The sequence below is a fragment of the Pseudomonas sp. CFBP 8772 genome (assembly GCF_014841665.1).
Classification (GTDB): Bacteria; Pseudomonadota; Gammaproteobacteria; order Pseudomonadales; family Pseudomonadaceae; genus Aquipseudomonas; species Aquipseudomonas graminis_B.
The window spans coordinates 681574-706048 of sequence record NZ_JACYUI010000002.1 but is presented as its reverse complement, the minus strand read 5'-3'; the positions used below and the strand labels follow the sequence as shown (position 1 = coordinate 706048).

The 24475-nt window shown below is 61.5% G+C and carries 12 protein-coding genes; 4 read left to right on the top strand and 8 right to left on the bottom strand.

The genetic code is table 11. From position 1 onward, the window contains the following. Nucleotides 1-229 precede the first annotated feature (229 nt). Complete coding sequence (locus tag IFT99_RS06775; RefSeq protein ID WP_192130990.1) at nt 230-6277, top strand: membrane-targeted effector domain-containing toxin; 6048 nt, start codon at nt 230-232, stop codon at nt 6275-6277. Nucleotides 6278-6281: 4 nt separating this feature from the next. Here the strand turns inward: IFT99_RS06775 and IFT99_RS06770 are convergent, their stop codons facing one another. The 8 genes from IFT99_RS06770 to glnE all read right to left on the bottom strand — a co-directional run bounded on the left by IFT99_RS06770 (nt 6282) and on the right by glnE (nt 16402). Continuing rightward, nucleotides 6282-7733: a lipopolysaccharide kinase InaA family protein gene (locus IFT99_RS06770; RefSeq protein WP_192130988.1), complete on the bottom strand. Its 1452-nt coding sequence runs from the start codon at nt 7731-7733 to the stop codon at nt 6282-6284. 77 nt (nt 7734-7810) lie between these two features. Further along, nucleotides 7811-8566 (bottom strand): lipopolysaccharide kinase InaA family protein, encoded by a 756-nt coding sequence (locus IFT99_RS06765; protein WP_192130987.1) that lies wholly within the window; start codon nt 8564-8566, stop codon nt 7811-7813. Next, nucleotides 8563-9297: a lipopolysaccharide kinase InaA family protein gene (locus IFT99_RS06760; protein WP_065987853.1), complete on the bottom strand. Its 735-nt coding sequence runs from the start codon at nt 9295-9297 to the stop codon at nt 8563-8565. The genes IFT99_RS06765 and IFT99_RS06760 overlap by 4 nt, the downstream gene beginning before the upstream one ends. After that, nucleotides 9297-10103: a lipopolysaccharide core heptose(I) kinase RfaP gene (rfaP, locus tag IFT99_RS06755; protein WP_065987854.1), complete on the bottom strand. Its 807-nt coding sequence runs from the start codon at nt 10101-10103 to the stop codon at nt 9297-9299. The genes IFT99_RS06760 and rfaP overlap by 1 nt, the downstream gene beginning before the upstream one ends. Further along, nucleotides 10100-11224: a glycosyltransferase family 4 protein gene (locus tag IFT99_RS06750; protein WP_065987855.1), complete on the bottom strand. Its 1125-nt coding sequence runs from the start codon at nt 11222-11224 to the stop codon at nt 10100-10102. Before IFT99_RS06750 ends, rfaP begins: the two co-directional genes overlap by 4 nt. Beyond that, nucleotides 11224-12288 (bottom strand): lipopolysaccharide heptosyltransferase I, encoded by a 1065-nt coding sequence (waaC, locus tag IFT99_RS06745; RefSeq protein WP_192130984.1) that lies wholly within the window; start codon nt 12286-12288, stop codon nt 11224-11226. The genes IFT99_RS06750 and waaC overlap by 1 nt, the downstream gene beginning before the upstream one ends. A 1-nt stretch (nt 12289) precedes the next feature. After that, the gene (waaF, locus tag IFT99_RS06740; RefSeq protein WP_192130982.1) at nt 12290-13324 is read right to left on the bottom strand and encodes a lipopolysaccharide heptosyltransferase II; all 1035 of its coding nucleotides are present in this window, start codon (nt 13322-13324) and stop codon (nt 12290-12292) included. A 126-nt stretch (nt 13325-13450) separates the two neighbouring features. Beyond that, complete coding sequence (gene glnE / locus IFT99_RS06735) at nt 13451-16402, bottom strand: bifunctional [glutamate--ammonia ligase]-adenylyl-L-tyrosine phosphorylase/[glutamate--ammonia-ligase] adenylyltransferase (RefSeq protein WP_192130980.1); 2952 nt, start codon at nt 16400-16402, stop codon at nt 13451-13453. 384 nt (nt 16403-16786) lie between these two features. On the opposite strand from glnE, the gene aceE reads away from it, so the two are divergent. From aceE to IFT99_RS06720, 3 genes are all read left to right on the top strand, one after another. After that, the gene (gene aceE / locus IFT99_RS06730) at nt 16787-19432 is read left to right on the top strand and encodes a pyruvate dehydrogenase (acetyl-transferring), homodimeric type (protein WP_065987859.1); all 2646 of its coding nucleotides are present in this window, start codon (nt 16787-16789) and stop codon (nt 19430-19432) included. Between the two features lie 146 nt (nt 19433-19578). Beyond that, a complete protein-coding gene (gene aceF / locus IFT99_RS06725; protein ID WP_192130978.1) occupies nt 19579-21240 on the top strand; it encodes a dihydrolipoyllysine-residue acetyltransferase in 1662 nt (553 codons plus the stop codon). A gap of 419 nt (nt 21241-21659) precedes the next feature. Further along, nucleotides 21660-24353: a putative bifunctional diguanylate cyclase/phosphodiesterase gene (locus tag IFT99_RS06720; RefSeq protein ID WP_192130976.1), complete on the top strand. Its 2694-nt coding sequence runs from the start codon at nt 21660-21662 to the stop codon at nt 24351-24353. Nucleotides 24354-24475 lie beyond the last annotated feature (122 nt).

Here is a 24475-nt window from a genome sequence, read left to right as displayed (position 1 = left end):
TTTAGCCGGGAAGAGGCCCGCATTTGCGCCCTCAATTTTTTGCGGTGTGGCGAATGACGCCTTCCAGGCTGGAGGCGGGCCTACAGGTTCGCTCCTCATCCCGTGCGTTAACTATTTAGCACCACGCGCTCCGGTGTTCTGATTGATTGATCGCTCGACGAATCATCGGGCTCTCGCCCGGCTCGCGCCTGCCATTTTGCGCAGAGCTCACTCAGGAATGCTTAACGCCATGGAAACATTTTCACCCAACCCGCCGGCGCTGGATCGGCTGACGACGCTGGCCACCGTACTCGACGCCGAGCTCCAGCATCTTCCGGATGCAGAGGCTTGCCTCAATACCCTGCCCCAGCCACTGAGCGCGGCGCACCAAAGGTTGTTGCTCTCGGCCATCGAGCGCTTTTGGGCCCACGCCAGCGCCCGTGACATTTCGCGCCGCGAGCTGTTCGTGACCTGCATCGAATTAACCCTGCGCGATGACCTGCTGCTGAACATCGAAGAAGGCGAACTGCACCGCGACTATGCGCGCTGCCTGCCTGGCATGGAGGCTCGGGAGCATGTCGTGTTCAGCGCACTTGAGCTTCAGCTCGATGCACAGCGCAGCATCGAATTCGCCGGAGCGATCGTTGCGACCGCCCAACCGGGGCACACGCTGCTCTGGTTGCCGGGACAAGCCGTCGAATGCTTCGTGTCGAACGAGGCATTGCGCCAAGAGCTCGCCCGTCGAACCAACCACCCACTTCTGCGGTTGCCCCTCCTGCGCCTGATGCAAGACAGCACGCGCGACGCCTGGCTCGAGATCTCATCCGGGGGCGATGTCTTTCTGGAACCGGCCCAGCCTTCGGACTTTCAACTGAAGCCCATCAAAGGCTCGCCCTACGACCATGCCTTTGATCGCCTGCTGGCCAGGCAGCGTGTGGACATTGACGCGCTGTTCGCGACCGCCCACAACCTGTCGCATCAAACCCTTCAGGCCCGACTTGAAGACCTGCTCCACCAGCCGAAATCCTGGGGCCCCGACGGCGCCATTGCCGCTGCAGAGGAACGCCGCGCCCACCGCGATCAACGCCGCGTACGCCCCGGCTGGCTGGAAATGGCCAGCACCGAGCAGCGGGAGCGTTATGCCTCGGGCCTGATGAATTACGAGCGCGCGCGCAGCGTGTTGATGAGCGTCATGGACGGTGCCGCGTCCCCGGAGCAGTTCGCACGCAGCCGTCTGCGCGCGCGACTGGCCAATGACTTGGGTATCGACGTCAATCCTGACGACATCCTGATCAGCACCCAACGAACGCTCCCCATCACCGGTACACCCTTCACAGCCATCCGTACGCTGACGAAGCTGGCGCTTTACGGCCTGCACCCGGGCGACGCAACGCCAGGTTCGGCATTCCAGATGAGCACCCGCCTGACCCGCAACGGCCAGCCGCTTGAGCCTGAATACAGTGCCCTGACGCCGGCCTACCTCGTCAACGTCGTCAACGAGCAGGACCTGCGGATCCAATTCGGGCCCGCGCAACGCGAATCCCTCGGCTCGCCGACCACCCAGCGTCTGATGGCCGAGGCCATGCATCATCAACTCATCGCTCAAGCCCGCGGTGCGGAGTTGCAAGGGCACATTCAGCCCTCCGATCTGGCCCTCATCGAGGCACTGAATCCGGACACCGTCGCGCCGAGAAACCCCGCAGTGGCCGTTCAGCAGATCAAGCTGAATGTGCACGATACCCTGAGCAGCGTGCTGCTGTTGCGTACGCTCGATGCCTCGGGGCAGTCGGACGGGTTGCTGATGTTTACCCCGGACAGCCCACTGCCTCGGCAGTTTTACCGCTTAGAGAACGAACGCCAATTGCTGGGCGAACTCGTGAGCTGGAGTCGGTCCGCAGATCTGAGTCGATTCTTGCTGGAGCAGATCACCGTCGGCAGACGCGAAGCCCTGGAAGACCAGTTGCGCGACTTGAGCGAAAAACCGGCGCCGGCTCAGGACTGGATCAGCTACGCGACCCTGCCCGATTACAACGCCGGTTTGCGCGCACTGGTGTCGGCACGGGTAAAGGTGAAACTGTCCGAACAACGGCTGCACACGCCTGACTGGTTCCTGCGAGCCTCCGCCGAACACCGCAGGCAACTGGTAGCACTGGAAGATGCGATTGTGGGTGCAGGTGAAATCTATCAGGCCGCTCCGCACACGCAGGTGACCGAGTTCGACGCCTACGCCCATCAGACAGCCACCCGCAAGATCAACGAGCTACTTGGTCTGCCGCCCGCCACGGTGGACCCTGACCGAATCATGATTCATACGCCCCGCGAAACCCTGTCCTACACCCAGATGCTGCGCGACGGTTACGACGACACGCTTGGGCTGCTCAAGGCATCTGCCGACACCACCGCCACCTTCAGTGGCCCCGAGGGCATCGACCTTACGCCACTGAGTCCGGAGAAAGTCGCCGGTTCGGTTCGTGGCCAGTGGCTGTCCGATCAGTACATCACGATGATTCGTCAGCAGCTGCTGGCGCCCGACAGCGAGGGTTATGACTGGCGCCGTCAACACAGCCTGGTGCTGACACAGCTGCAAATGCGCGCTGACGCGCTGCGCAGTTTTCTCCAGGGACACATCGACGCTTCACAACTGCGCTGGCTTAGCACTTCCATTCTCAACATGCATCAGGGCAGCCCGGCGGAGCGCCTGCACTACCCCGTCTATCCACTGAAGTTGAATGTGGACGTGATGGGCGTCGCCTCACGCGCCGAGACCATTCAAGGCTGTTTCCTGCTAACACCGCCTGAGGCGAGCACGCTGGGGCAGGTAACGCTGTATACGCCTCAGGCACCCGATGGCCGCGCCTTCCGACTGCTAAGCACTTTCAGCAACACCCTGTTGAGCCCGGGCATGGGCGACTACTACTTGAAGCGAGCCCGTGTGAAGGCCGGGATGCCGCTGGCATTTGCCCTGGCTGAACTGAAGAAAGGCGGCGGTCACAAACCTGCGTTGCCGAGCAAGCCGTTCAGCAACCTCCACGAGGTGTGCTTCAACCACGTTATCGAGCGCAAGATCCGCGATGTCGAGGACACCACGACCGGTCGTGCCGACATGCTCTGGCGACAGGTCTGGAGCAGCCTGGAGCTGATCGCGACCGCAGTGACCTTGCCCTTCCCCCCTGCCAGCTTTGCCGTCGGCATGGTCATCGCGGGCGCTGACGGTTATCGCGCACTGCAAGCCCTCGACGAGCGGGATCACGCGACCGCCAGCTTCTACGTGCTCAGCGCCTGGCTGAACACGGCGGGCGCTGCGGGTGATCTGCACTCGGGGATGAAAGGATTGGGCGGCGTGCTCAAAGACCTGACCGACCAAAATGCGGGCGGCAGGTATGCCCGGTCGGTTGCCCATGCCACCGATGAGACGCTGCAACCGATCGTGGTGGAGAACGAACTCTTCTGGGCCCCGCCACAATCTGCCAACCGCCACGTTCCGCTCCACAGAACCCGCGCGCTGATCCCCGAAACGCTTCAGCCCACCGGGCGTTATGCGCAAACCGATGTGACCGGTGTGTGGAGAGCCTTGCAGCAGGACAACCCGCCGGTGCGCGCCGCAGACACACTCGTCCATCCGCTTCACGCCGTTGATGTCTCTCTGGCGGACGCCGTGCCTCTGACCCGTCCGCACGGGCAGGGTGTCAGCGTCGTTCGCGGGAATTGCTACATTTCCCTGCAGGGCCAGACCTACCAGGTCCAGTACGACGCCCGGCTCGCCATTTGGCAGATCGTCGATCCGCGTAACCCGTTCGCCTTCTTTGGCCGCCAAACGGTGCGCCTCAACAGCCAGGGGCACTGGCAACTGCTTGAGCCAGCGCGGTTGCGCGGCGGCGTTCTGCCTTCATTCCGCCGGCTGGACGAAACCCCGGCAGGCCCCTCCACGGCGGTGGGTGACTTGAGCGATTACGAAATGCCGGAATCGCTGCAGCCCTACGTCTTCGGCATCGTCAGCCCAAAGCAGGCTGAACACTTTGAAGAAGGCCCGTTTGGTCTGCATGAGTTTTTCGACGACATTTTCCAGGGCGGTCGCTCGACCTACAGGACCCTGCGCCAGAATCTGTACCGCGATGCGAAAGCGTTCTTCGAGCAGCCGCCCCTCCCGGGCAAACCCGAGCTGCCAGTGCTCGCAGATGGCGTGACGACCCAGGGCTTCTTTGATGCAGTACTTGAGAAATCGAGCGGCCTGGTGATTGGTGAGGCACCGACGTCCATCGCCAGCAAGCAACTGCTGATCGATAACATGCCGTTGCTGGCAGAGCGCAAGGTCGAGGTGCTGTACATCGAGCATCTGCAGACCGACCAGCACACGCACAAGCTGCAGAAATACAAAGCGCTCGGCAGCAAGACGCGCAGCGGCTCCCACATGCTCAAGCATTATCTGGAGACCGTGAACGAGGGCGCACTCAAAAACGGCAGCGACCGATACGACTACTACCATCTGATCAAAGCGGCCCACCGAAACGGCATCGACGTTCGGCCGTTCAGCTCCTCGGTCAGCTATGACTACGCCGATAACGAAGTGGCGTCCGCTGCTGGTGACGCGCTTGCGCCGCAAAAGATGGCAGTTTTCTTCGGTCACAAAGTGATCAGTGGCGACGTGCAGACGCATCCTGGCAGGCGCTGGATCGCGCTGCTCGACCACCGCACCGCCAACACCTGGCAGCAACAGCCGGGTATCAGTGAACTGCAAGGCGTACTCAGCGTGCGCGTCGAAGACGTGCCGGTGGGCACACCACCCCAGATATCCCTGGACAGCGATGCCGTCATCAGCAGCGCTGCCTCGCGCGCAGATTTCAAAGTGCAGATCGGCAACCCGACTGTCCACAACGTGGCCGGCGCATCATCGCCCGACAGTCCGGCCGGCACGTCACTGGACGACGCGCTTTACAGCTTTTTCGAACGACGCTCGCCCATGGAATGGGGCCTGGACCCTAACCGCCGCGCCATCGTTTCCCATCGCAGAAGCGAGGTAAACCCGTACATCGGCGAGCACGGCTTTGAATGGAATCCGGCCGGTTACTGGACCCGCGCCGAGGCGGCGAACTGGAGCAGCGACTATCCTCTGGGCGCCATTCAGCAGTCACTGATCGATGACCGCTATCAACTGCCTGGCGACATGCAGAGCATCTTCCATGACCTTGCTCACTTCCGTCACAGAGGCCTGAATCCTGATTACTCTTTCATCGAAAGTCATTTGATCGAGGTGCGTGAACGGTTCTTCGAATTGGCGAATACGCTGCAAAAAGACGCGCGCTCGGTGCTCAACCTCGCCCTGCCTGAGCGCGTGATGTTGCCTGAAGTAAAAGCCGACACGCCGTTAAGCATGTTCATCGAAGAGTTGTACGAGAACACGTCCGGCGTGGTCATCGGGGAATCCCATTCGGCACGCGCCAGCAAGCGCTTCATCCTCGACAACATGGAACATCTGGCGCGCCAGGACGTGCGCACGCTGTACATGGAGCACCTGTTGACCGACCTCCACCAAGCCGATCTTGATCGCTTCGCTGAAACCGGCCTGATGAGCAAACGTCTGCTGCACGACCTCAAGCACATGGACAAAACATTTCTGACAGACCCGACTGGCGCCTACTCATTTGAGAATCTGGTGATTCAGGCCAAGCGGCACGGCATTGAAATCCGTGCCATCGACTGCACCGCCAGCTATTTCATCCGCCATTTGCCGAGCAGCTCCAACACCACGCGCCAACAGGTGCTCAGCTATTTTGCGTCTCGTACGATACGCAAGCACCAGCAGGTGATGGGGCCACACAAGTGGATTGCCCTGGTGGGTGAAAGCCATGCCAATACGTTCAAGAACAGCGTGCCGGGCATCGCTGAACTGGAGCAAGGGATTGGCGTGCGGGTGATGGACGTGGCCCCGGGCAAGGCGCGCGGCATCATGATCGATCCGGGTGAACAGGTCGCTGCGGGGCTGGGACACGAGCCGGTGCTGGTGAAGAATGACTTCCGCGTGGAGATCGAACTGCCCGCGCGACCTCAACTCGCGACCCCGGTGGGCGGCAGATTGCACAGTCCGGGCATGTTCCTGCTCGACGAATCCGTGGCCTTGCGGCCAACGATCGTGCATCGCTCAAGGGACCGCACGCTCAAGCACACGCCGGTGCGCTTCAATACCGCGGGCAAAGCCTACGTCGAGCGCGAGTCATGGCCGCAGGTCAATCGTCAGCCGTTCGATGACGTGCAGGCCCTGATCGACGCATTGGTGGAGATGAACCTCAATCACGTGAGCTGATGGGTCAGTCCGGCGCTTTTGAAACCGTCGGAATGCGCTGCTCCAGCAACTGGTGCAGCGCGCTGTCCGCCGGCCAGTTGCGCATGAAGCGCGCGCGATCTTTGGCGAACGCCGCCGCGAACGAGGTCTGGGAGCCATGCTGACACATGGCGTCCAGATCGATGAGCGACCAGCGATCGTTGTGCCAGAACACGTTGTGGCCTTTGAGATCGCCGTGGCTGATGCGCTCGCGGATCAACTGCGCAAACAACAGATCCAGCGCCTGCAACTCGGCTTCCGGCGCATCGCCGCTGGCCACGTAGGGCGCAAAGCGCTCGATGATGTCGGGGCCGGGCAGAAACTCGGTGACCAGGAACGCCTCTCGGCGCAGCCATACGAAGCGTTTTTCCAGCAGCGCCAGCGGTTTGGGCGTTGCGATGCCGAGGAACCGCAGCCGATTGCCTTCGCGCCATGAGTGCCAGGCGCGGGACGGTCGCCAGAACCGTTTGAGCCAATGCGCCAGGTTCTTGATGTTGTAACGCTTGATCACCAGCTCGCGGCCGGCGACGTCTACCTTGGCAACGCTGGCCGCCCCCCCGGTCTTGTACAGATGACCGCCCTCGACCAGCGCGTCGGCCTTTTCCAGCACCGGCAGCATTGACGCCACTTCCTCACGACGAATCGCGCGCAGGGCGAACGGCCCGTCTTCGACGCTGAACAGGCTGCATTCACGGCCGATCTTGTTCAGGTAATCCCGCAAGCGCCAACTGCGTACCTTGTCGATCTGCTTTTGCAGCGCTTCGACCGGCAAGCCGTGCTCGCCGTTGCTCAGCAGGTAATAGACGAGTAATTCTTCGGTGAACGGCTCCAGCGACTTGGGCAACTGGGCGAAGAACACGCCGAGGTTTTCCAGCACTTTTTGCCGCGACAACGGCTTGCCGGCTTCCTCAACGCGAATGCCTGCGCCGTCGATCACGTACAAGGTCGAGCCCTGGCGCAGCAGATTGTCCAGGTGCAGGTCTTCCTGCCACAGGCCTTTGGCGTGCATCTGGCCCACAACGGCGAGCGCATCGCCGAGCACCGACTGTTGTTCATCGGCCAGCGGCGGCAGCGCTTCCACCGATTTCCAGGCATCGCCCAGACTTTCGGCCTGATCCAGAAACTCGAACAGCAGCCAGCCGCCCTCACCTTCCTGCAGCCCGTCGGCCAAGAGCAACGGCGTTGGCAAGCCTTGCTTTGCCAGAGCCTGCACGCCGTCGCGCTCGCGCTGGAAATGCCGCGGGGCTTTCGGCCCGACCAGCAGCTTGGCCAGGACAGTGCGCCCGCGCCAGATGCCGGCGCCGACGTAGCGTTGCCCGGGCAGGACGCGCAGCAGGCTGAGCAATTGCAGCTCGGCAGGACCGGCCGCATCCTCCAGCGCAATGTTCATCGGCAGCGCCGGAGTCCGACCGGCGTTTTTCAGTTCAGACAAACGCATCGGCGCCCTCTTTGATCAAGCCTGTCCAGATTGCAGATCTGACAGGCAGTGAATCTCGTGTGTATCAAAACCGGAAATCACCGATCACGGCGCTTGTGACTGCCCCGCTTGGCAACCCGCTGCCACCAAGCGTCAACCAGCCCGCTGTCGGTCGGGGCGTGCAGATAAGCGCCGAGCAGTTCGCGGATTTCCGTTTCGTTCCAGACCGGTGCGCGGCGCAGCAAAGGCTCGATGTCCTTGACCCGGTCGCGCTGGCCGAAGATCGACTTGCGCGTCTTCTCCAGGTCGATCAGCTGCGCCATGTACTCGCCGCCCCGCGCACGGATGAAAATATGCTTGGGGTAGAAACAGCCGTGCACCTGGCCGGCCTTGTGCAGCGTGCGCGCCAGTTGCCCGCAGGCCTGCAGAATCGCCAGACGCTCGGTGGCCGGCCGCTCGTGCCAGTCCTGCAACAGCGTGTCCAGGTCTGTCCAGCCATCCAGCGCCCGGGTCATGAGAATCGCGCGGCGCTCGCCGTCGACTTTCCTGTCGGCGTAAAACACCGCATGCAGCGCCGGAATGCCCAGCTTCTGATACAGGCTGATGTTGCGAAACTCCCGGGAAAACGAAGGCTCGCCGAACGGGTGATGCAGGGTGTACGTCAGGTAGTTGCTCTGGCGCTTGAGGTAATAACCGGAGCCTTCCAGCTCCAGGCGAAACACACTGCTCCAGCCGCCGCGACCGGTGTTGGGTTCATCCACCGCGTCGAGTTCGACGTTCCACAACGCATCGAAGTCCGCCAGACCGTGCCGCTCCAGCAGCCCCCTGTCGGCGTCAGCAATGAAAACACTCATTCACGACCCTCAAAAAAACTGACGATGTGGCGGATGCGCTTTTTGTCTGATTCGTTCAAGCGTTCGCGCCCACGGTATTGCAGATAGAAGCGCAGACGCTGAGTGGCCGACAGATGATATTTAGCCACCTTGTCCAGGCACGCAAGGTCTTTGGTGATCCGGTAGCGCAGCATGAAGCTGACCCAGAACGCCCCGTTGGGGCAGTCGATCAAGAACACCGTTGCCTGATCGTCCACCAGCAAGTTGCGCCACTTCAGATCGTTATGGGTGAAGTGATGGTCGTGCATGGTTCGGGTGTAACGCGCCACCTGCTGGCTGACGCCGTTGACCCATGAACGGCTGTCCAGGCGCGTGTCGTTGACCCGCGCCAGTTCGGACAAATCTTCGGTGCGCGGCAGCTCGCGGGTGATCAGCGCGCCGCGATCATACGCAGCGCCGTTGCGCTCCAGGCCCCAGGCGACGACTTCTGCCGTCGGAATGCCCCACTTGGCGAAGCGCTTGAGGTTCTGCCATTCGGACTTGACCCGTGGCCGTCCCAGATACCGGCGCAAACCCTTGCCCGCCGCGACGTAGCGCTTGACGTAGTAGTTCACGCCACCGCGTTCGACGCGGATGACTTCGGACAACGGATCGCGGGTCAACCGCTCGCCTTTCAGGGCGAACACGGCATCGAGGGTGCCGAAGTCGTCCGTCAGCGCGGCGTAGCCAGGCTCCAGCTTCCAACCCGCCATCAGAGCGCATCCCCGTAACGCAGTTTGCGCTGATAGAGCTTCTCGGCCTTGCCTTCAAGCCAGCTCAACAGCGCCGATTCCTGGGCCAGGATCTGCCGCAGCGGCTGCTGGAAATAGCCCTTGAGAAAGCGCAGTTTGTCGCGCCGGGTCAGGCCGATGTCCATCGCAGAGAAATACAGCGCGGCGAGGTCTTTGTTGCGCCAGCGCTGGGTAATCGCCGGGCGCGTCTGGGCGCGGTGCAGGTCGATCACCGAGAGCCTGAAATCATCAGGCGTGACCGGCGTGTCGGTGTGCAGCAGAAAATGACAGATGTAGCAGTCGCGATGATTAACCCCGGCGCGGTGCATCATGCCCACCAGCCGAGCGACTTCAGCGATGTACGCGCGCTTCATGCGCGGCTCGGGCGGCTCGGTGCGCCAGTTGAGGCTGACGTCTTCCAGGCTCTCGGTCGGCGCCAGTTCTTCGGTGATGATGAACGAATGCTGCGTGGCTGGATTGTTGCCGCGCTCGCCGTACGCCACAGCGGTCATGGTCGGCACGCCGACTTCATGCAGACGGTTGACCGCGTCCCACTCCTGACCCGCGCCGAGCACCGGCAGTTTGGCGGTCAGCAGGTTCTTCGCCACTTCACCCCAGCCGATGCCGCGATGGATCTTGACGAAGTAACCGCGCCCGTTGACCTCGGTGCGCAACGTGCGCCGGTTTTCGAGCTCGCGATAGACCTGGCCTTCAAGCGCCTCGACGGCTTCGAACGCATCGCGCCCGGCCCAGAGGCTCTTGAAGGGTTCAGCAAGGATCAGTTTCATCCGTGGTGCTCCGCCAGAATCACATCCGCAGCGTGCTGCGGCATGCTGTAAAGATCAGCCGTGTCGGCGAATGTCAGCCCGTTGCGGCTCCAGGTGCTGCGCGCGGCGTCGTCCTTGAGGATGCGGGCCAGGTACTGATTGAGCTGGTTCTGTTCGAACGGCTCATCGAGCACCAGACCGCTGTCGGCCTCGGCGATGTAATGGGCGTAGCCGCACACCGCGCTGACCAGCACCGGGAGTCCTGCCACCAGCGCTTCAAGCAGCACGGTGCCGGTGTTTTCGTTGTACGCCGGATGAATCAACAGGTCAGCGCCCAACAGAAAACGCGGAATGTCGCTGCGCCCTTTCATGAAGGTGACGTGATCGCCCAGGCCCAGCGTCGTGCTTTGCAGCTGGAATACCTTGGGGTCGTCCTGGCCGATGACAAACAGTCGCGTGCGTTTTTTCAGTTCAGCAGGCAGCGCCGCCAGCGCCTTGAGGCTGCGGTCGACGCCCTTGGTCTTGAAGCCGGAGCCGATCTGCACGAGCAACAGGTCATCGTCGGCCAGCTTGAACTCGCGACGGAATTCAGCGCGGATTTCAGCCGCATTCGGCGGTGCGCGGCGGTCCTGAGAGATCCCCGGCGGCAGCAGATGAAAGCGCGCGAGCGGCGTGTCGTAATGCTTGATGAAAAGCGGCTGCTGCACTTCGGAGATCATCAGCACTTCGGTCTTGGCGTCTTTGCCGAACACCGCGCGTTCGTAGTCGGCGAAGTGACGGTAGCGGCCCCAGTATTTGTACAGGCCGTGGCGCAGGTTCTGGGCCTTGTCTTCGTAGCAGCCATCGGCGGCGTAGTACACGTCCAGACCGGGCATCTTGTTGAAGCCGATCAACCGGTCCACGGGACGCTTGGCCAGGTCGGCATTCATCCAGTCGGTGAGCTTTTCGTTGCGGCGGTGGTTGAAGATCGCCTTGACCGGCGCCACCAGCACTTCGAAGCCCGGCGGCACGTCGCCCTCCCAGATCAGCGTGTACACACGGATTTTATGGCCGCGCTGCTGGCACTCCAGGGCGATGCGCATGAAGTCACGCTGCAGGCCGCCGAAGGGGAAGTATTTATAAAGCACGAATGCCAGTTGCATCAGGGATGTTCCTTTGCCAGCAATAGCGCGCCTAACTGGTTCGCTACCCGCTCGGGATTCAGGCGAGTAAAGCACATGGGCCACTCGCGTTCGGTATCGACCTGACGCTGATCTTCAGGCGTCGGTCGGTAGGTGCATTTCTTTTGCAGGCACGGCGCGCAGGCGGGGTAATCGGCCGCCAGATGAACCTGCGACCGGCCGTAGGCGCCGGTCAGGCCCGGATTGGTCGGGCCGAACAACGAAAGCGTCGGTACGTCCAATGCGGCAGCCAGATGACCAAGACCGGTATCAACGGCGACGCAGCCCTGGGCGCTCGCCAGTACGCGAGCCACCCCTGCCAGATTGAGTTTGGGCAACACGACGGCATTATCAAGGCCATCGGCAATGCGCTCGGCACGCGCCTTCTCGGCCGGGTTGCCCCACGGCAGTCGCACTTCCAGTCCTTGGCCGATCATGCGTTCGGCCAATTGTCGCCAATACAGCTCGGGCCAGTGCTTGGTGTCCCACGTGGTGCCATGCAGGAACAGCACGAAGGGCGCGTCGTGTGTGGCAGTGAGCAGGCGGCTGCGATCAAGGCCGTAATCGCCCAGTCCCGCAGGCACCTGATAGCCCAGCGCCTGGCCGAACAGCTGACGCAAGCGCTCTACCGCATGCTGGCCCCGGGCAACGGCGTAGGGGCGATCGTAAAAACGAGCGGCCATGGGCTCGCGCGCAGAAGTCTTGCCCAGCCCGGCGACAGGCGCTTTGACATAGCGGGTGAGCCAGGCACTTTTCAGCAGGCCCTGAGCGTCGATCACCAGATCGTAGCGGGTGTCGCGCAGGCGCTGTTTGAACTGGCGCCATTCGCCATTCTTGACGGTCTGCCAGAGGTTCTTGCGCCAGCGACGGATCGCCACCGGAATCACGTTGGCGACCGCCGGATGCCAGGTCGGGATCTCGGAGAAGCCCTCTTCCACCACCCAGTCGAACTGGATGCCCGGCAGCGCGCCCATGGCGTCGGTCAGCGCGGGCAAGGTGTGGATCACGTCACCCAGTGACGAAGTTTTGATCAGCAGTACCCGCAAGTCAGGCGACCTCGACCGGGGCGGCGCCAATGCGGCCGAGGGCCTGGATCACCGAATCCGGCTCCAGCAGGCGCAGGCAGTTGTAATGGCCGAAGCGGCAGGTGCGCTCGAAACACGGGCTGCACTCGATGCCGAGGCGGACGATCTCGACTTCATCGGCCAGCGGCGGCGTGAAGCCCGGCGAGGTCGAACCGTACACCGCCACCAGCGGACGATTCAGCGCGGCGGCCACGTGCATCAGCCCCGAATCGTTGGAGACCACGGCGTCCGCGCAGGACAGCAGGTCAATGGCTTCGGCCAGTGACGTGCCGCCGCTGAGGTTCATGGATTCTTCGCGCAGGCCCGGAATCAGCCGCTCACGAATGCTTTCGCCCACCCCATGGTCGTTCTTGGAGCCGAACAGCCAGACTTGCCAGCCTTCACGAATCTTCGCTTCGGCGACCTTGGCGTAATGCTCGGAAGGCCAGCGCTTGGACTCACCGAACTCGGCGCCCGGGCACAGCGCGAGCACGGGCCGATCAAGGCTCAGACCGAACTTGGTTAGCGCCGCGTCACGGCTGGCGGTTTCGATTTGCAGGCTGGGTTTGGGATAAGGGCGCGGCAATTCAGCGCCCTTGTCGTAGGCCAGCGCCATGAAACGTTCGATCATCAGCGGGTAACGCTGTTTGTCGAGGGTGCGCACGTCATTAAGCAGGCCGTAGCGAAACTCGCCACGCCAGCCGGTGCGTTTGGGAATGCCGGCGAAGAACGGCACCAGCGCCGACTTCAGGGAATTGGGCAGCAGAATCGCCTGATCGTACTGGCCCTTGAGGGATTTGCCGATGCGCCGGCGCGTGGCCAGTTCCAGCGCGCCATGGCCGAGCGGGAAGCTCAAGGCCGTGCGCACTTCAGGCATGCGCTCAAGAATCGGCCGGCTCCACTCGGGCGCCAGCACATCGATTTCGCACTGCGGGTGACGCTGTTTCAGGCACTGGAACAGCGTCTGCGCCATCACCATGTCACCCACCCAGCTGGGCCCTACGATCAGAATTCTCATGCTCATCCAAAAACGACCAGAAACGAGCAGGGAGGCCCATCAAACTGCGTGATGCTTGCACACGCAGCCTGACGCCTCCCTGTCATAGCTTTATATAGATCCGTCAGATCCGGACCCTGCCAGCAATCAACCCAGCCCCAGCTGCCCCCAGAGCCGCATCACTTCGCGCCGCTCGGTGACGAACTGGTCGCCGGCCACAACACCCGGATCGTTCTGCAACGCCTGTCGGTGAGCGGCCGAGCGGTAGGCCTTGTAGGCCTCACGCAGCAGTCCGGCATCGGCGGCGGCCATCAAGCCCGCCTCTTCAAGGCCTTCGAGAATACGGATGTTATCGGTGTAACGAAGTAGCGCGGTGTGCTCTCTGGACCACGCCAGAGCCGCGTATTGCACCATAAATTCAATATCGACGATACCTCCGGCGTCCTGCTTGAGGTCGAACCGCGCCGTCGGTTCAAATGCATTCGCCCCCTTGCCGGCCGCCGTTGCGCGGGTGCCGAGGTTGTCGCGCATCTTGGCGCGCATCTCGCTGACCTCCTGACGCAGCTTCGGCAGATCCCGCTCACGGCCCAGCACCAAAGCGCGAACGGCTTCGAACTGCCGGCCGACATCGGTGCTGCCCACCAGCACCCGCGCGCGCACCAACGCCTGATGCTCCCACGTCCAGGCCTCGTTCTCCTGATACCGGGAAAACGCCCCGAGCGAGCTCACCAGCAAGCCCGCCGCGCCAGACGGGCGAAGGCGCATGTCGACTTCGTACAACTGCCCGGAGTTGGTCTGGGTGGTGATCAGGTGAATGATCCGCTGACCAAGCCGGGTGAAAAACTGCGCGCCATCGATCGGCTTGGCGCCGTCGGTCTCAGCCTGGGGATCGCCGTCGTGGATGAACACCAGGTCCAAATCAGAGCCGTGTCCCAGCTCAATGCCGCCGACCTTGCCGTAGCCGACGATGACAAAACCGGGATCGCACAAGGTGCCATCCGGACGCCGCGGCGCGCCATGGCGGGCAACAGTGTGGCGCCAGGCGAGCGCCAGCACTTGCTCCAGAATCGCCTCGGCGAGCCAGGTCAGGTAATCGCTGACTTTCATCAGCGGCAGGCTGCCGGTGATTTCCGACGCAGCCACGCGCAGACGGTGCGCCAGCTTGAAATGCCGCAGGGCTTCCATTTGCTGTTCGAGATCGTCCTCGGGAATTCGCGTCAGACGCTCGCGCAGCTCAGCCGCCAGTTCAAGCGCCTGGGGCGGGCTGAACAGGCGACCTTCGTTAAGCAACTCATCGAGCAGCAACGGAAAGCGGGCGATCTGTTCGGCAATCCACGGGCTGGCTGCGCACAGGGTCAGCAATCGACGCAGTGCGCCGGGGTTCTCGGTGAGCAACACCAGATACGCCGAGCGACGGGCCACCGCTTCCACCAGCGGCAGTACCCGCTCCAGCACCAGATCGGGATTGTCGTGCTCGACCGCTTGGGCGAGCAGGCGCGGAATAAAGGCATCAAGCCGTTCGCGCCCGAGACGCTGCATTGAGCGCAGCTGTGAACTGTTGCGCAGGTTGCTCAGATTTTTCAGGGCCTTTTGCGCGTCGGCGAATCCGCCCTCCTGAAGCTGGAGGCAGGCGCTTTCCTCGTTCTGCGACTCTTCCCACAGCGGCAGCCACTCGCCACCGACGATTTCTTCGCCGTGGTCCTGCTGCCCGTCTTCCTCGTCCGGGTCCGCGATGACCTGCCGGAAGTGCCACGCGACCCGCTCACGCCAGTACATCAGTCGTTCATGGAAACTCGCCCAGTCGGCAAAGCCCATCATGAAGGCGATGCGCGATTTATCCTGCGGGTCGTCGGGGAGCATTTGCGTCTGCCGATCGGCGATCGCCTGAATGGCGTGCTCGGTGTAGCGCAAAAACTGGTAGCCCTCACGCAACTCATCGATGACCGCAGCCGGCAAATAGCCCTGGCCTTCCAGGGTTTTCAGCACCTTGAGCAGCGGCCGCTGCTGCAGACTCAAATCGCGCCCGCCGTGAATCAGCTGGAACGCCTGGGCGATGAATTCCACTTCGCGGATGCCGCCGGAACCGAGCTTGATGTTCTCGGCCATGCCCTTGCGGCGGACTTCCTGCTGAATCAGCTGCTTCATGGTGCGCAGCGCTTCAATGGCGGAGAAATCCAGGTAGCGGCGATAGACAAACGGCCGCAGCATGTCGAGCAACTCGCTGCCCTTCTCCTGATCGCCGCCCACCACCCGCGCCTTGATCATGGCGTAGCGTTCCCAGTCGCGGCCCTGATCCTGGTAGTACTGCTCCAGCGCGTTGAAACTGAGCACCAAGGCACCGGAAGACCCATACGGCCGCAGGCGCATGTCGACACGAAAGACAAAGCCGTCGACCGTGACCGGGTCCAGCGCCTTGATCAATCGCTGACCCAGTCGGATGAAGAATTCCTGATTGTCCAGCGGCCGCTTGACGCCCTGGGTTTCGCCGCCTTCGGGGTAGGCAAAGATAAGATCGATGTCCGAGGACAGGTTCAGCTCGACGGCGCCCAGCTTTCCCATGCCGAGGATGACCATCTGCTGCGGCTCGCCGGTCCGACGGCCGGTCGGCGTGCCGAATTGCTGGCAATGCCGCTCGTACAGCCACTTGTAAGCCAGATCAATGCAGCCATCTGCCATGTCCGAGAGATCGCGGCAGGTTTCCACCAGATCGGCCTGCCGGGTCAGATCCCGCCAGATAATTCGCACTTGCTGGCGCGTACGTTGACGACGTAGATTACGCCCCAGTTCATCGTCGCTGGCAGCCTGAATGACGGCACTGGCGATGTGCCCAAGCAGCTCGCCGGGCGCAAAACTGCGCTCCAGCTCACCGGATTCAGCGAGGTCGAGCAACATCAGCGGATCGCGCGAAACCTGATCGGCAACAAAATCGCTGGCCGCACAGACGCGGTCGAACGCCTGCAGCCGCGCCTCCGGCCAGGTCTGAAACGACTGCCTGGCTTCACCTGTCAGGGAATCAAGCGCGGTGCGCCAGGATTGGCCGGCCCGCGCGACCAACGGCATAAGGACAGCCGGCAGCTCGGCCAGCAGGGGAAGGCTCATGTTCTATCCTTGATCGGCGTTCAATTGCCAGCCCGACAAGGCGGTCGTAAACACGCCACGGACGGACTGTCGAACAAAGGTTAAAAATTGCTGATGGCTGGCGTTTCTTGGCTGCCAGCAGGTTATATCAGGCGATTCGTCAGATTTTTGCACCGACAACACTGCTTTATCGGACACTGCAACACGAGCGAAAACATCGCTGCGCTGTAGTTTTACTACTGTATATACAAGTCAAAAAGCTGAATTAGCCCAAGATTTGTAGTAAAACTACACAACGCCGGGAACCCATCCGGCCATCCAAGAATTTACATCGTCTGCCCACAAGGCCAGTCGTAACAAACTCAGGCAACCGATTCTGGAAGCCTTTCCGCCCTGGAGCAAGCCATGCAAGACCTCGATCCCGTCGAAACCCAGGAATGGCTGGACGCCCTGGAATCGGTTCTCGACAAAGAAGGCGAAGACCGTGCTCACTACCTGATGACCCGTATGGGTGAGCTGGCCACACGAAGTGGTTCGCAACTGCCTTACGCCATCACCACGCCTTATCGCAACACCATCCCCGTTACCCACGAAGCACGCATGCCTGGCGACCTGTTCATGGAACGCCGCATTCGCTCGCTGGTACGTTGGAACGCATTGGCGATGGTGGTCAAGACCAACATCGGCGACCCGGATCTGGGCGGCCACATCTCCAGCTTCGCTTCCAGTGCAACCCTGTACGACATCGGCTTCAACTACTTCTTCCAGGCCCCGACCGACGAACACGGCGGCGACCTGATCTACTTCCAGGGTCACGCATCGCCAGGCGTTTACGCCCGTGCGTTCATGGAAGGCCGTATCACCGAAGACCAGATGAACAACTTCCGTCAGGAAGTCGATGGCAACGGCCTGTCGTCTTATCCACACCCGTGGCTGATGAAAGACTTCTGGCAGTTCCCGACCGTTTCCATGGGTCTGGGTCCGATTCAGGCGATCTACCAGGCGCGCTTCATGAAGTACCTGGAGCACCGCGGTTACATCCCTGAAGGCAAGCAGAAAGTCTGGTGCTTCCTGGGCGACGGCGAGACCGACGAGCCGGAATCCCTGGGCGCCATCGCCCTGGCCGGTCGCGAGAAGCTCGACAACCTGATCTTCGTCGTGAACTGCAACCTGCAACGTCTGGACGGTCCGGTTCGCGGCAATGCCAAGATCATCCAGGAGCTGGAAGGCGTGTTCCGCGGTGCTCAGTGGAACGTGAGCAAAGTCATCTGGGGCCGTTTCTGGGACCCACTGCTGGCCAAGGACGTCGACGGCATCCTGCAACGTCGTATGGACGAAGTCATCGACGGCGAATACCAGAACTACAAAGCCAAAGACGGCGCGTTCGTGCGCGAACACTTCTTCAACTCGCCAGAACTCAAGGCGATGGTTGCGGATATGTCCGACGACGAAATCTGGAAACTCAACCGTGGCGGTCACGACCCGTACAAGGTCTACGCGGCGTACCACGCAGCGGTGAACCACAAGGGTCAGCCGACCGTGGTTCTGGCCAAGACCATCAAGGGTTATGGCACCGGCGCCGGTGAAGCGAAAAACACCGCGCACAACACCAAGAAGGTCGATGTCGACAGCCTGCGTCACTTCCGTGACCGCTTTGACATCCCGATCAAAGACGATCAGCTCGAAGCCCTGCCGTTCTACAAGCCGGAAGAAGGCAGTGCCGAAGCGCGCTACCTGTCCGAGCGTCGCGCTGCACTGGGCGGCTTCGTGCCACAGCGTCGCGCGCAGAGCTTCAGCCTGCCGACCCCGCCACTGGAAACCCTCAAGGCGATCCTTGATGGCTCCGGCGACCGCGAAATCTCCACCACCATGGCCTTCGTCCGCATCCTGACCCAACTGGTCAAGGACAAGGAAGTGGGTCAGCGCATCGTTCCGATCATTCCGGACGAAGCCCGTACCTTCGGTATGGAAGGCATGTTCCGCCAGCTCGGCATCTACTCGTCCGTAGGCCAGCTGTACGAGCCGGTCGACAAAGAACAAGTGATGTTCTACCGCGAGGACAAGAAAGGTCAGATCCTCGAGGAAGGCATCAACGAAGCCGGTGCGATGTCTTCGTTCATCGCTGCAGGTACTTCGTACAGCAGCCACAACCAGCCGATGATTCCGTTCTACATCTTCTACTCGATGTTCGGTTTCCAGCGTATCGGCGATCTGGCATGGGCCGCAGGCGACAGCCGCACCCGTGGCTTCCTGATTGGCGGCACCGCCGGTCGTACCACCCTGAACGGTGAAGGTCTGCAGCACGAAGACGGCCACAGCCACATCCTGGCTTCGACCATCCCGAACTGCCGCACCTTCGATCCGACCTACGGCTACGAGCTGGCGGTGATCATTCAGGACGGCATGAAGAAGATGTTCGAAGAACAGCAGGACGTCTTCTACTACCTGACCGTGATGAACGAGTCCTATACGCAACCTGCCATGCCGGCCGGTTCCGAGGAAGGCATCATCAAGGGCATGTACCTGCTCGAAGAAGACACCAAGGAAGCCGCACACCACGTACAGCTGCTCGGTTCGGGCACTATCCTGCGTGAAGTGCGCGAGGCGGCGAAGATCCTGCGCGAGCAGTTCAACATTGGCGCGGACGTCTGGAGCGTCACCAGCTTCAACGAGTTGCGTCGCGACGGCCTGGCCGTAGAGCGCAGCAACCGCCTGAAGCCCGGCCAGAAGCCACAGTTGAGCTACGTTGAAGAATGCCTCAACGGCCGTAAAGGTCCGGTGATCGCTTCGACCGACTACATGAAACTGTTCGCTGACCAGATCCGTCAGTGGGTTCCGACCAAGGAATACAAAGTTCTGGGCACCGACGGCTTCGGCCGTAGCGACAGCCGCAAGAAGCTGCGCAACTTCTTCGAAGTTGACCGTCACTTCGTGGCGCTGGCCGCCCTGGAAGCCTTGGCCGATCGCGGCGATATCGAACCTAAGGTCGTGGCGGAAGCCATTGCCAAGTTCGGCATCGATCCTGAAAAGCGCAACCCGCTGGACTGCTAAGGTCTGCGTAACGATCGAATAGAGCGCTGAAATGTGCGCGAAACAGCCGCCGATGCGGAATTTACTTCGGTAAATGAGCATCCAGGCTGTTTCGTCGCAGATGAATCAGCGCAGTCGAGGAACAGGTTCTCCTAAGGAGAGACATTGTGAGTGAGTTAATTCGGGTACCCGACATCGGCAACGGTGAAGGTGAAGTCATTGAGTTGATGGTCAAGGTCGGTGATCGCATCGAAGCTGACCAGAGCGTGCTGACGCTGGAGTCGGACAAGGCAAGCATGGAAATCCCTGCGCCTAAAGCCGGTGTCATCAAGGCGATGAAAGTGAAGCTGGGCGACCGTCTGAAAGAAGGCGACGAACTGTTTGAGCTGGAAGTGGAAGGCGAAGCGGCGGCCGAGCCTGCTGCTGCACCTGCTGCCGCCGCGCCCGCCCCTGCTGCTGATAAGCCAGCCGAGAAGCCAGCCGAAGCCGAAGCAGCCCCTGCCGCAGCGGCTGCACCTGCTGCGTCGGATACGGTCCAGGATATTCACGTTCCGGACATCGGTTCGTCGGGCAAGGCTCGCATCATCGAGCTGATGGTCAAAGTGGGCGACAGCATTGAAGCTGATCAATCCCTGATCACTCTGGAATCCGACAAAGCCTCGATGGAGATCCCGTCTCCTGCCGCAGGCATTGTCGAAAGCATCAGCGTCAAGGTTGAAGACGAAGTCGGCACTGGCGACCTGATTCTGAAACTGAAAGTGGCGGGTGCTGCACCGGCTGCCGCGCCTGCTCAGGCAGCTGCACCGGCTCCGGCCAAGGCAGAAACGGCTGCTCCGGCTGCCGCTGCTCCCGCACCGGCTGCCAAAGCTGAAAGCGCTCCTGCACCTGCCGCTGCACCTGCGAACAATGGCGCCAAGGTTCACGCTGGCCCGGCGGTTCGTCAGTTGGCTCGCGAGTTCGGCGTCGAGCTGAACGCTGTTTCGGCAACCGGCCCTCACGGCCGTGTGCTGAAAGAAGACGTGCAGGCGTACGTCAAATCGATCATGACCAAGTCCAAGGACGCGCCTGCTGCTGGCGGCGCTGCCGGCGGCATGGGCATCCCGCCGATTCCGGAAGTCGATTTCAGCCGTTTCGGCGAAACCGAAGAAGTGCCGATGACGCGTCTGATGCAGCTGGGCGCAACCGGTCTGCATCGCAGCTGGCTGAACATTCCGCACGTCACGCAATTCGACCAGGCCGACATCACCGACCTGGAAGCTTTCCGTATCGCGCAGAAAGCCGTCGCCGAAAAAGCCGGCGTCAAGCTGACCGTGCTGCCGCTGCTGCTCAAGGCCAGCGCGCACATGCTCAAGGAGCTGCCGGACTTCAACAGTTCGCTGGCACCGAGTGGCAAGGCGATCATTCGCAAGAAATACTTCAACATCGGTTTCGCGGTGGACACACCGGAAGGGCTGCTGGTCCCGGTCATCAAGAACGTCGATCAGAAGAGCCTGCTGCAACTGGCGGCCGAAGCAGCTGAGCTGGCTGAGAAAGCGCGCTCCAAAAAGCTGTCGGCCAACGACATGCAAGGCGCCTGCTTCACCATTTCCAGCCTGGGTCACATTGGCGGGACCGGCTTCACGCCGATCGTCAACGCGCCGGAAGTGGCGATCCTTGGCGTGTCAAAGGCCACCATGCAACCGGTCTGGGACGGCAAGGCTTTCCAGCCGCGCTTGATGCTGCCGCTGTCGCTGTCCTACGATCACCGCGTGATCAACGGCGCCGCTGCTGCACGCTTTACCAAGCGTCTGAGCGAATTGTTGGCGGACATCCGCACAATTCTGCTCTAAGCCGCCAACGGACGGTAAAGGGGACTGATTTATTTACAACGCTCCACCGTAAATGAATCTGTCCCCGTTCAGCGCCCCCGTTCAGCGCCAGGTTTAACGAGCTGCCACGCTCGTACCTCAACCCCGCTCACTGGCGGGGCTTTTTTTGCCGTTTGAAAAGCACTCATTCACGGCAACAAGTTCCTACAGTATTCGGTCGCGCTGCCGATAGCTGATCATGCACAAACACCAGCCGCTTGACCCTCACCCCGACAATCCGACCAATTACCTCCAGTAAATCAACCGTCTGCCGACAGATTTATAGCACTAAGCCATCGCGCTCACTTGTCAGCCCGTGCGCCATGATGCAACCTTGCGGCACGCGACTTAAAGACGGGCTCCTTGCCCGCGCGACAGCACCCTGAAAGCGAGTTCCTTCCATGAAAAGCCAACCTGATGCTGCCGGAAGACCGGCGGCCGAGGTCGTGACGCAACTACCGGTGCCCTCGCGGCTCGGCATGCTGCGTTTCGAGCGGCTGAATGAACCCAGCTGGGCCATGCTGTACCTGGACCCGAACTGCGAAAAGCACTTCAGCATGCCTGCCGTCGAACTCTGCGCGCTGGTGGGTACGCCTTACGCCAGTCTCATGGAGCCCGAAGCGCGCTATCAATTGCACGACGCCGTGCAGATGCAGCTGGCGGGCAGCGCCCATTACCTGATCCGCTACACCCTGCACACGGCGCGCGGCCCATTGGGTCTGGTGGAGATTGGTGAAGGGTACAAGCAACACAATCGGCATCTGCTGCGAGGTTACCTGATGGTGGTCGATGGGCAGGTCGAGCCCGGCCAACTGATCATCAGCCCCGATCTGGAGGTGCAGAACTCCCGCCTGCAGATCGCGCTGGAACTCAATCAACGGGCCCAGCACGAACAGTTGCTGCATCTGGAGCGGGTCCGCGCGCAGCAAAGCCTGATCCTGCGCCTGGCGCGCCATCGTTACAGTTCGAACAATTCGCTGCAGGAAGCGGCGGAGCTGATCACCAAAAGCGCCTGCGAGATCTACAACATCTCCTGCGCCAGCCTGTGGAACCTCAACGGCAAAACCCTTGAGCCGATTGCCGAGTATCGCCGCGATACCAGCACATTCCCCAAGACCGGCGCGATAGATATCAGCGAATTTCCCAGCTATCTGGACGTGCTGCACACCAGCCGCGCCATCGACGTCAACGATGTCGAGCAGGACCCGCGCACGCGCGAGCTGGTTCAGCGACTGCGAACCCAGGACATCACCGCCATTCTCGACGCTGCTGTGCGCATCGATGGCCAGGTGGTGGGCGTGCTGTGCCTCGAGCAAACCGGTATGCCACGGGAATGGCAGTCCGATGAGATTGCTTTTGCCGGTGAGCTCGCCGATCAGTTTGCCCATGCGATCAACAACCACAACCGCCGCACCGCCACCAGCGCCCTGCACCTGTTTCAGCGTGCCGTGGAGCAGAGCGCCAATGCGTTTTTGCTGGTCAATCGGGACGGCGTGGTCGAGTACGTCAACCCGAGCTTCACCGAGATCACTCAATACCCCGCCGAGGAAGTCCACGGACAGCAACTCTCGGAGCTTCCGGCGCTGGAGAATCTCAGCACGCTGCTGCTCGATGCGAACTCCAGCCTGGTCAACGGAAACAGCTGGCAGGGCGAGTTCAAGAGCCGACGCAAAAACCTGGAACCGTACTGGGGCCAGCTGTCGATTTCCAAGGTGTACGGGGATAACCGCGAGCTGACCCATTACATCGGCATCTACGAAGACATCACTCAGGCCAAGCTCTCCCAACAGCGGATCGAGCGCCTGGCGTACACCGACAATCTGACCAGTCTGGGCAACCGTCCGGCGTTCATCCGCACCCTGGACGAGCACTTTGCCCGCGACGTCGAAACGCCGATCAGTCTTTTGCTGGTGGACATCGACAACTTCAAACGCATCAACGATAGCCTCGGCCACCAGACCGGCGACAAGCTGCTGATCAGCCTCGCCCGTCGTCTGCGCAACAGCCTGAGCCCGACCGGCATTCTGGCGCGCTTCGCCAGCAACGAATTCGCTGTACTGCTCGACGACACCAGTCCCGAAGAAGGCCAACGCGTTGCCAGCCAAGTGCTGAGCACGCTGGACAAGCCGATGTTCGTCGACAATCAGTTGATCAGCGTGACCGGCTCCGTCGGACTCGCCTGCGCCCCCATCCATGGCCGCGACCCGCAGACGCTGATGAAGAACGCCGGCCTGGCGCTGCACAAGGCCAAGGCCAACGGCAAGCATCAGGTGCAGGTGTTCACTGAAGCGCTGAACGCCGAAGCAAGCTACAAGCTGTTCGTCGAGAACAACCTGCGCCGCGCGCTGACGCAGAACGAACTGGAAGTCTTCTACCAGCCGAAACTATGCTTGCGCAGCGGCCGCTTGTTGGGCATGGAAGCGCTGTTGCGCTGGAATCATCCGGAAAAAGGCATGATCCGCCCGGACCAGTTCATCAGCGTCGCCGAAGAGACCGGCCTGATCATCCCGATCGGCAAATGGGTCGCGCGTCAGTCCTGCCGCATGAGCAAGCAACTGACTGCTGCCGGCTACGGCAAGCTGCATGTGGCCATAAACGTCTCGCCGAAGCAGTTTTCCGATCCGGAGCTGGTCTCGTCGCTGGCCAGCATTCTGCGTGACGAACAGCTCGACCCGTCCCTGCTGGAACTGGAACTGACTGAGGGCTTGCTGCTGGAAGCGACCGAGGACACGCGATTGCAACTTGAGTCGCTGAAAACCTTGGGCCTGACCTTGGCGATGGATGATTTCGGTACGGGTTATTCGTCGTTCAGCTACCTGAAGAAATTCCCCATCGACGTGATCAAGATCGACCGCAGCTTCATTCGGGACATCCCGGATGATCAGGACGATATGGAAATCACCTCGGCGGTCATCGCCATGGCCCACAACCTCAAGTTGACCGTGGTCGCCGAAGGCATCGAGACGGCGGAACAACTGGCGTTCCTGCGTCGCCATCGTTGCGATGTGGGTCAGGGCTATCTGTTCGACAAACCGATTCCTGGCGAAGAGCTGATCGAGAAGCTGCGTCGCTACCCGCGTGGCCCACTGGCCTGACCCCCTTCCCCGCATCACACCAGTGCGGCACACTTGCCGCCCTGCATTTGCATCAGCCGATTCTGACCCCATATACGGTTTTCACTGACAACGCATGTTGGTTGTCCTGCCCCAGAGAGGAT

Bases quoted from the DNA above. Each gene is read 5' to 3' on its own strand.
- IFT99_RS06760 (WP_065987853.1), bottom strand. From the start codon at position 9,297: ATGGCGGGTTGGAAGCTGGAGCCTGGCTACGCCGCGCTGACGGACGAC.
- waaF (WP_192130982.1), bottom strand. From the start codon at position 13,324: ATGAGAATTCTGATCGTAGGGCCCAGCTGGGTGGGTGACATGGTGATG.
- glnE (WP_192130980.1), bottom strand. From the start codon at position 16,402: ATGAGCCTTCCCCTGCTGGCCGAGCTGCCGGCTGTCCTTATGCCGTTG.
- rfaP (WP_065987854.1), bottom strand. From the start codon at position 10,103: ATGAAACTGATCCTTGCTGAACCCTTCAAGAGCCTCTGGGCCGGGCGC.
- IFT99_RS06750 (WP_065987855.1), bottom strand. From the start codon at position 11,224: ATGCAACTGGCATTCGTGCTTTATAAATACTTCCCCTTCGGCGGCCTG.
- IFT99_RS06720 (WP_192130976.1), top strand. From the start codon at position 21,660: ATGAAAAGCCAACCTGATGCTGCCGGAAGACCGGCGGCCGAGGTCGTG.
- IFT99_RS06770 (WP_192130988.1), bottom strand. From the start codon at position 7,733: ATGCGTTTGTCTGAACTGAAAAACGCCGGTCGGACTCCGGCGCTGCCG.
- aceE (WP_065987859.1), top strand. From the start codon at position 16,787: ATGCAAGACCTCGATCCCGTCGAAACCCAGGAATGGCTGGACGCCCTG.
- IFT99_RS06775 (WP_192130990.1), top strand. From the start codon at position 230: ATGGAAACATTTTCACCCAACCCGCCGGCGCTGGATCGGCTGACGACG.
- IFT99_RS06765 (WP_192130987.1), bottom strand. From the start codon at position 8,566: ATGAGTGTTTTCATTGCTGACGCCGACAGGGGGCTGCTGGAGCGGCAC.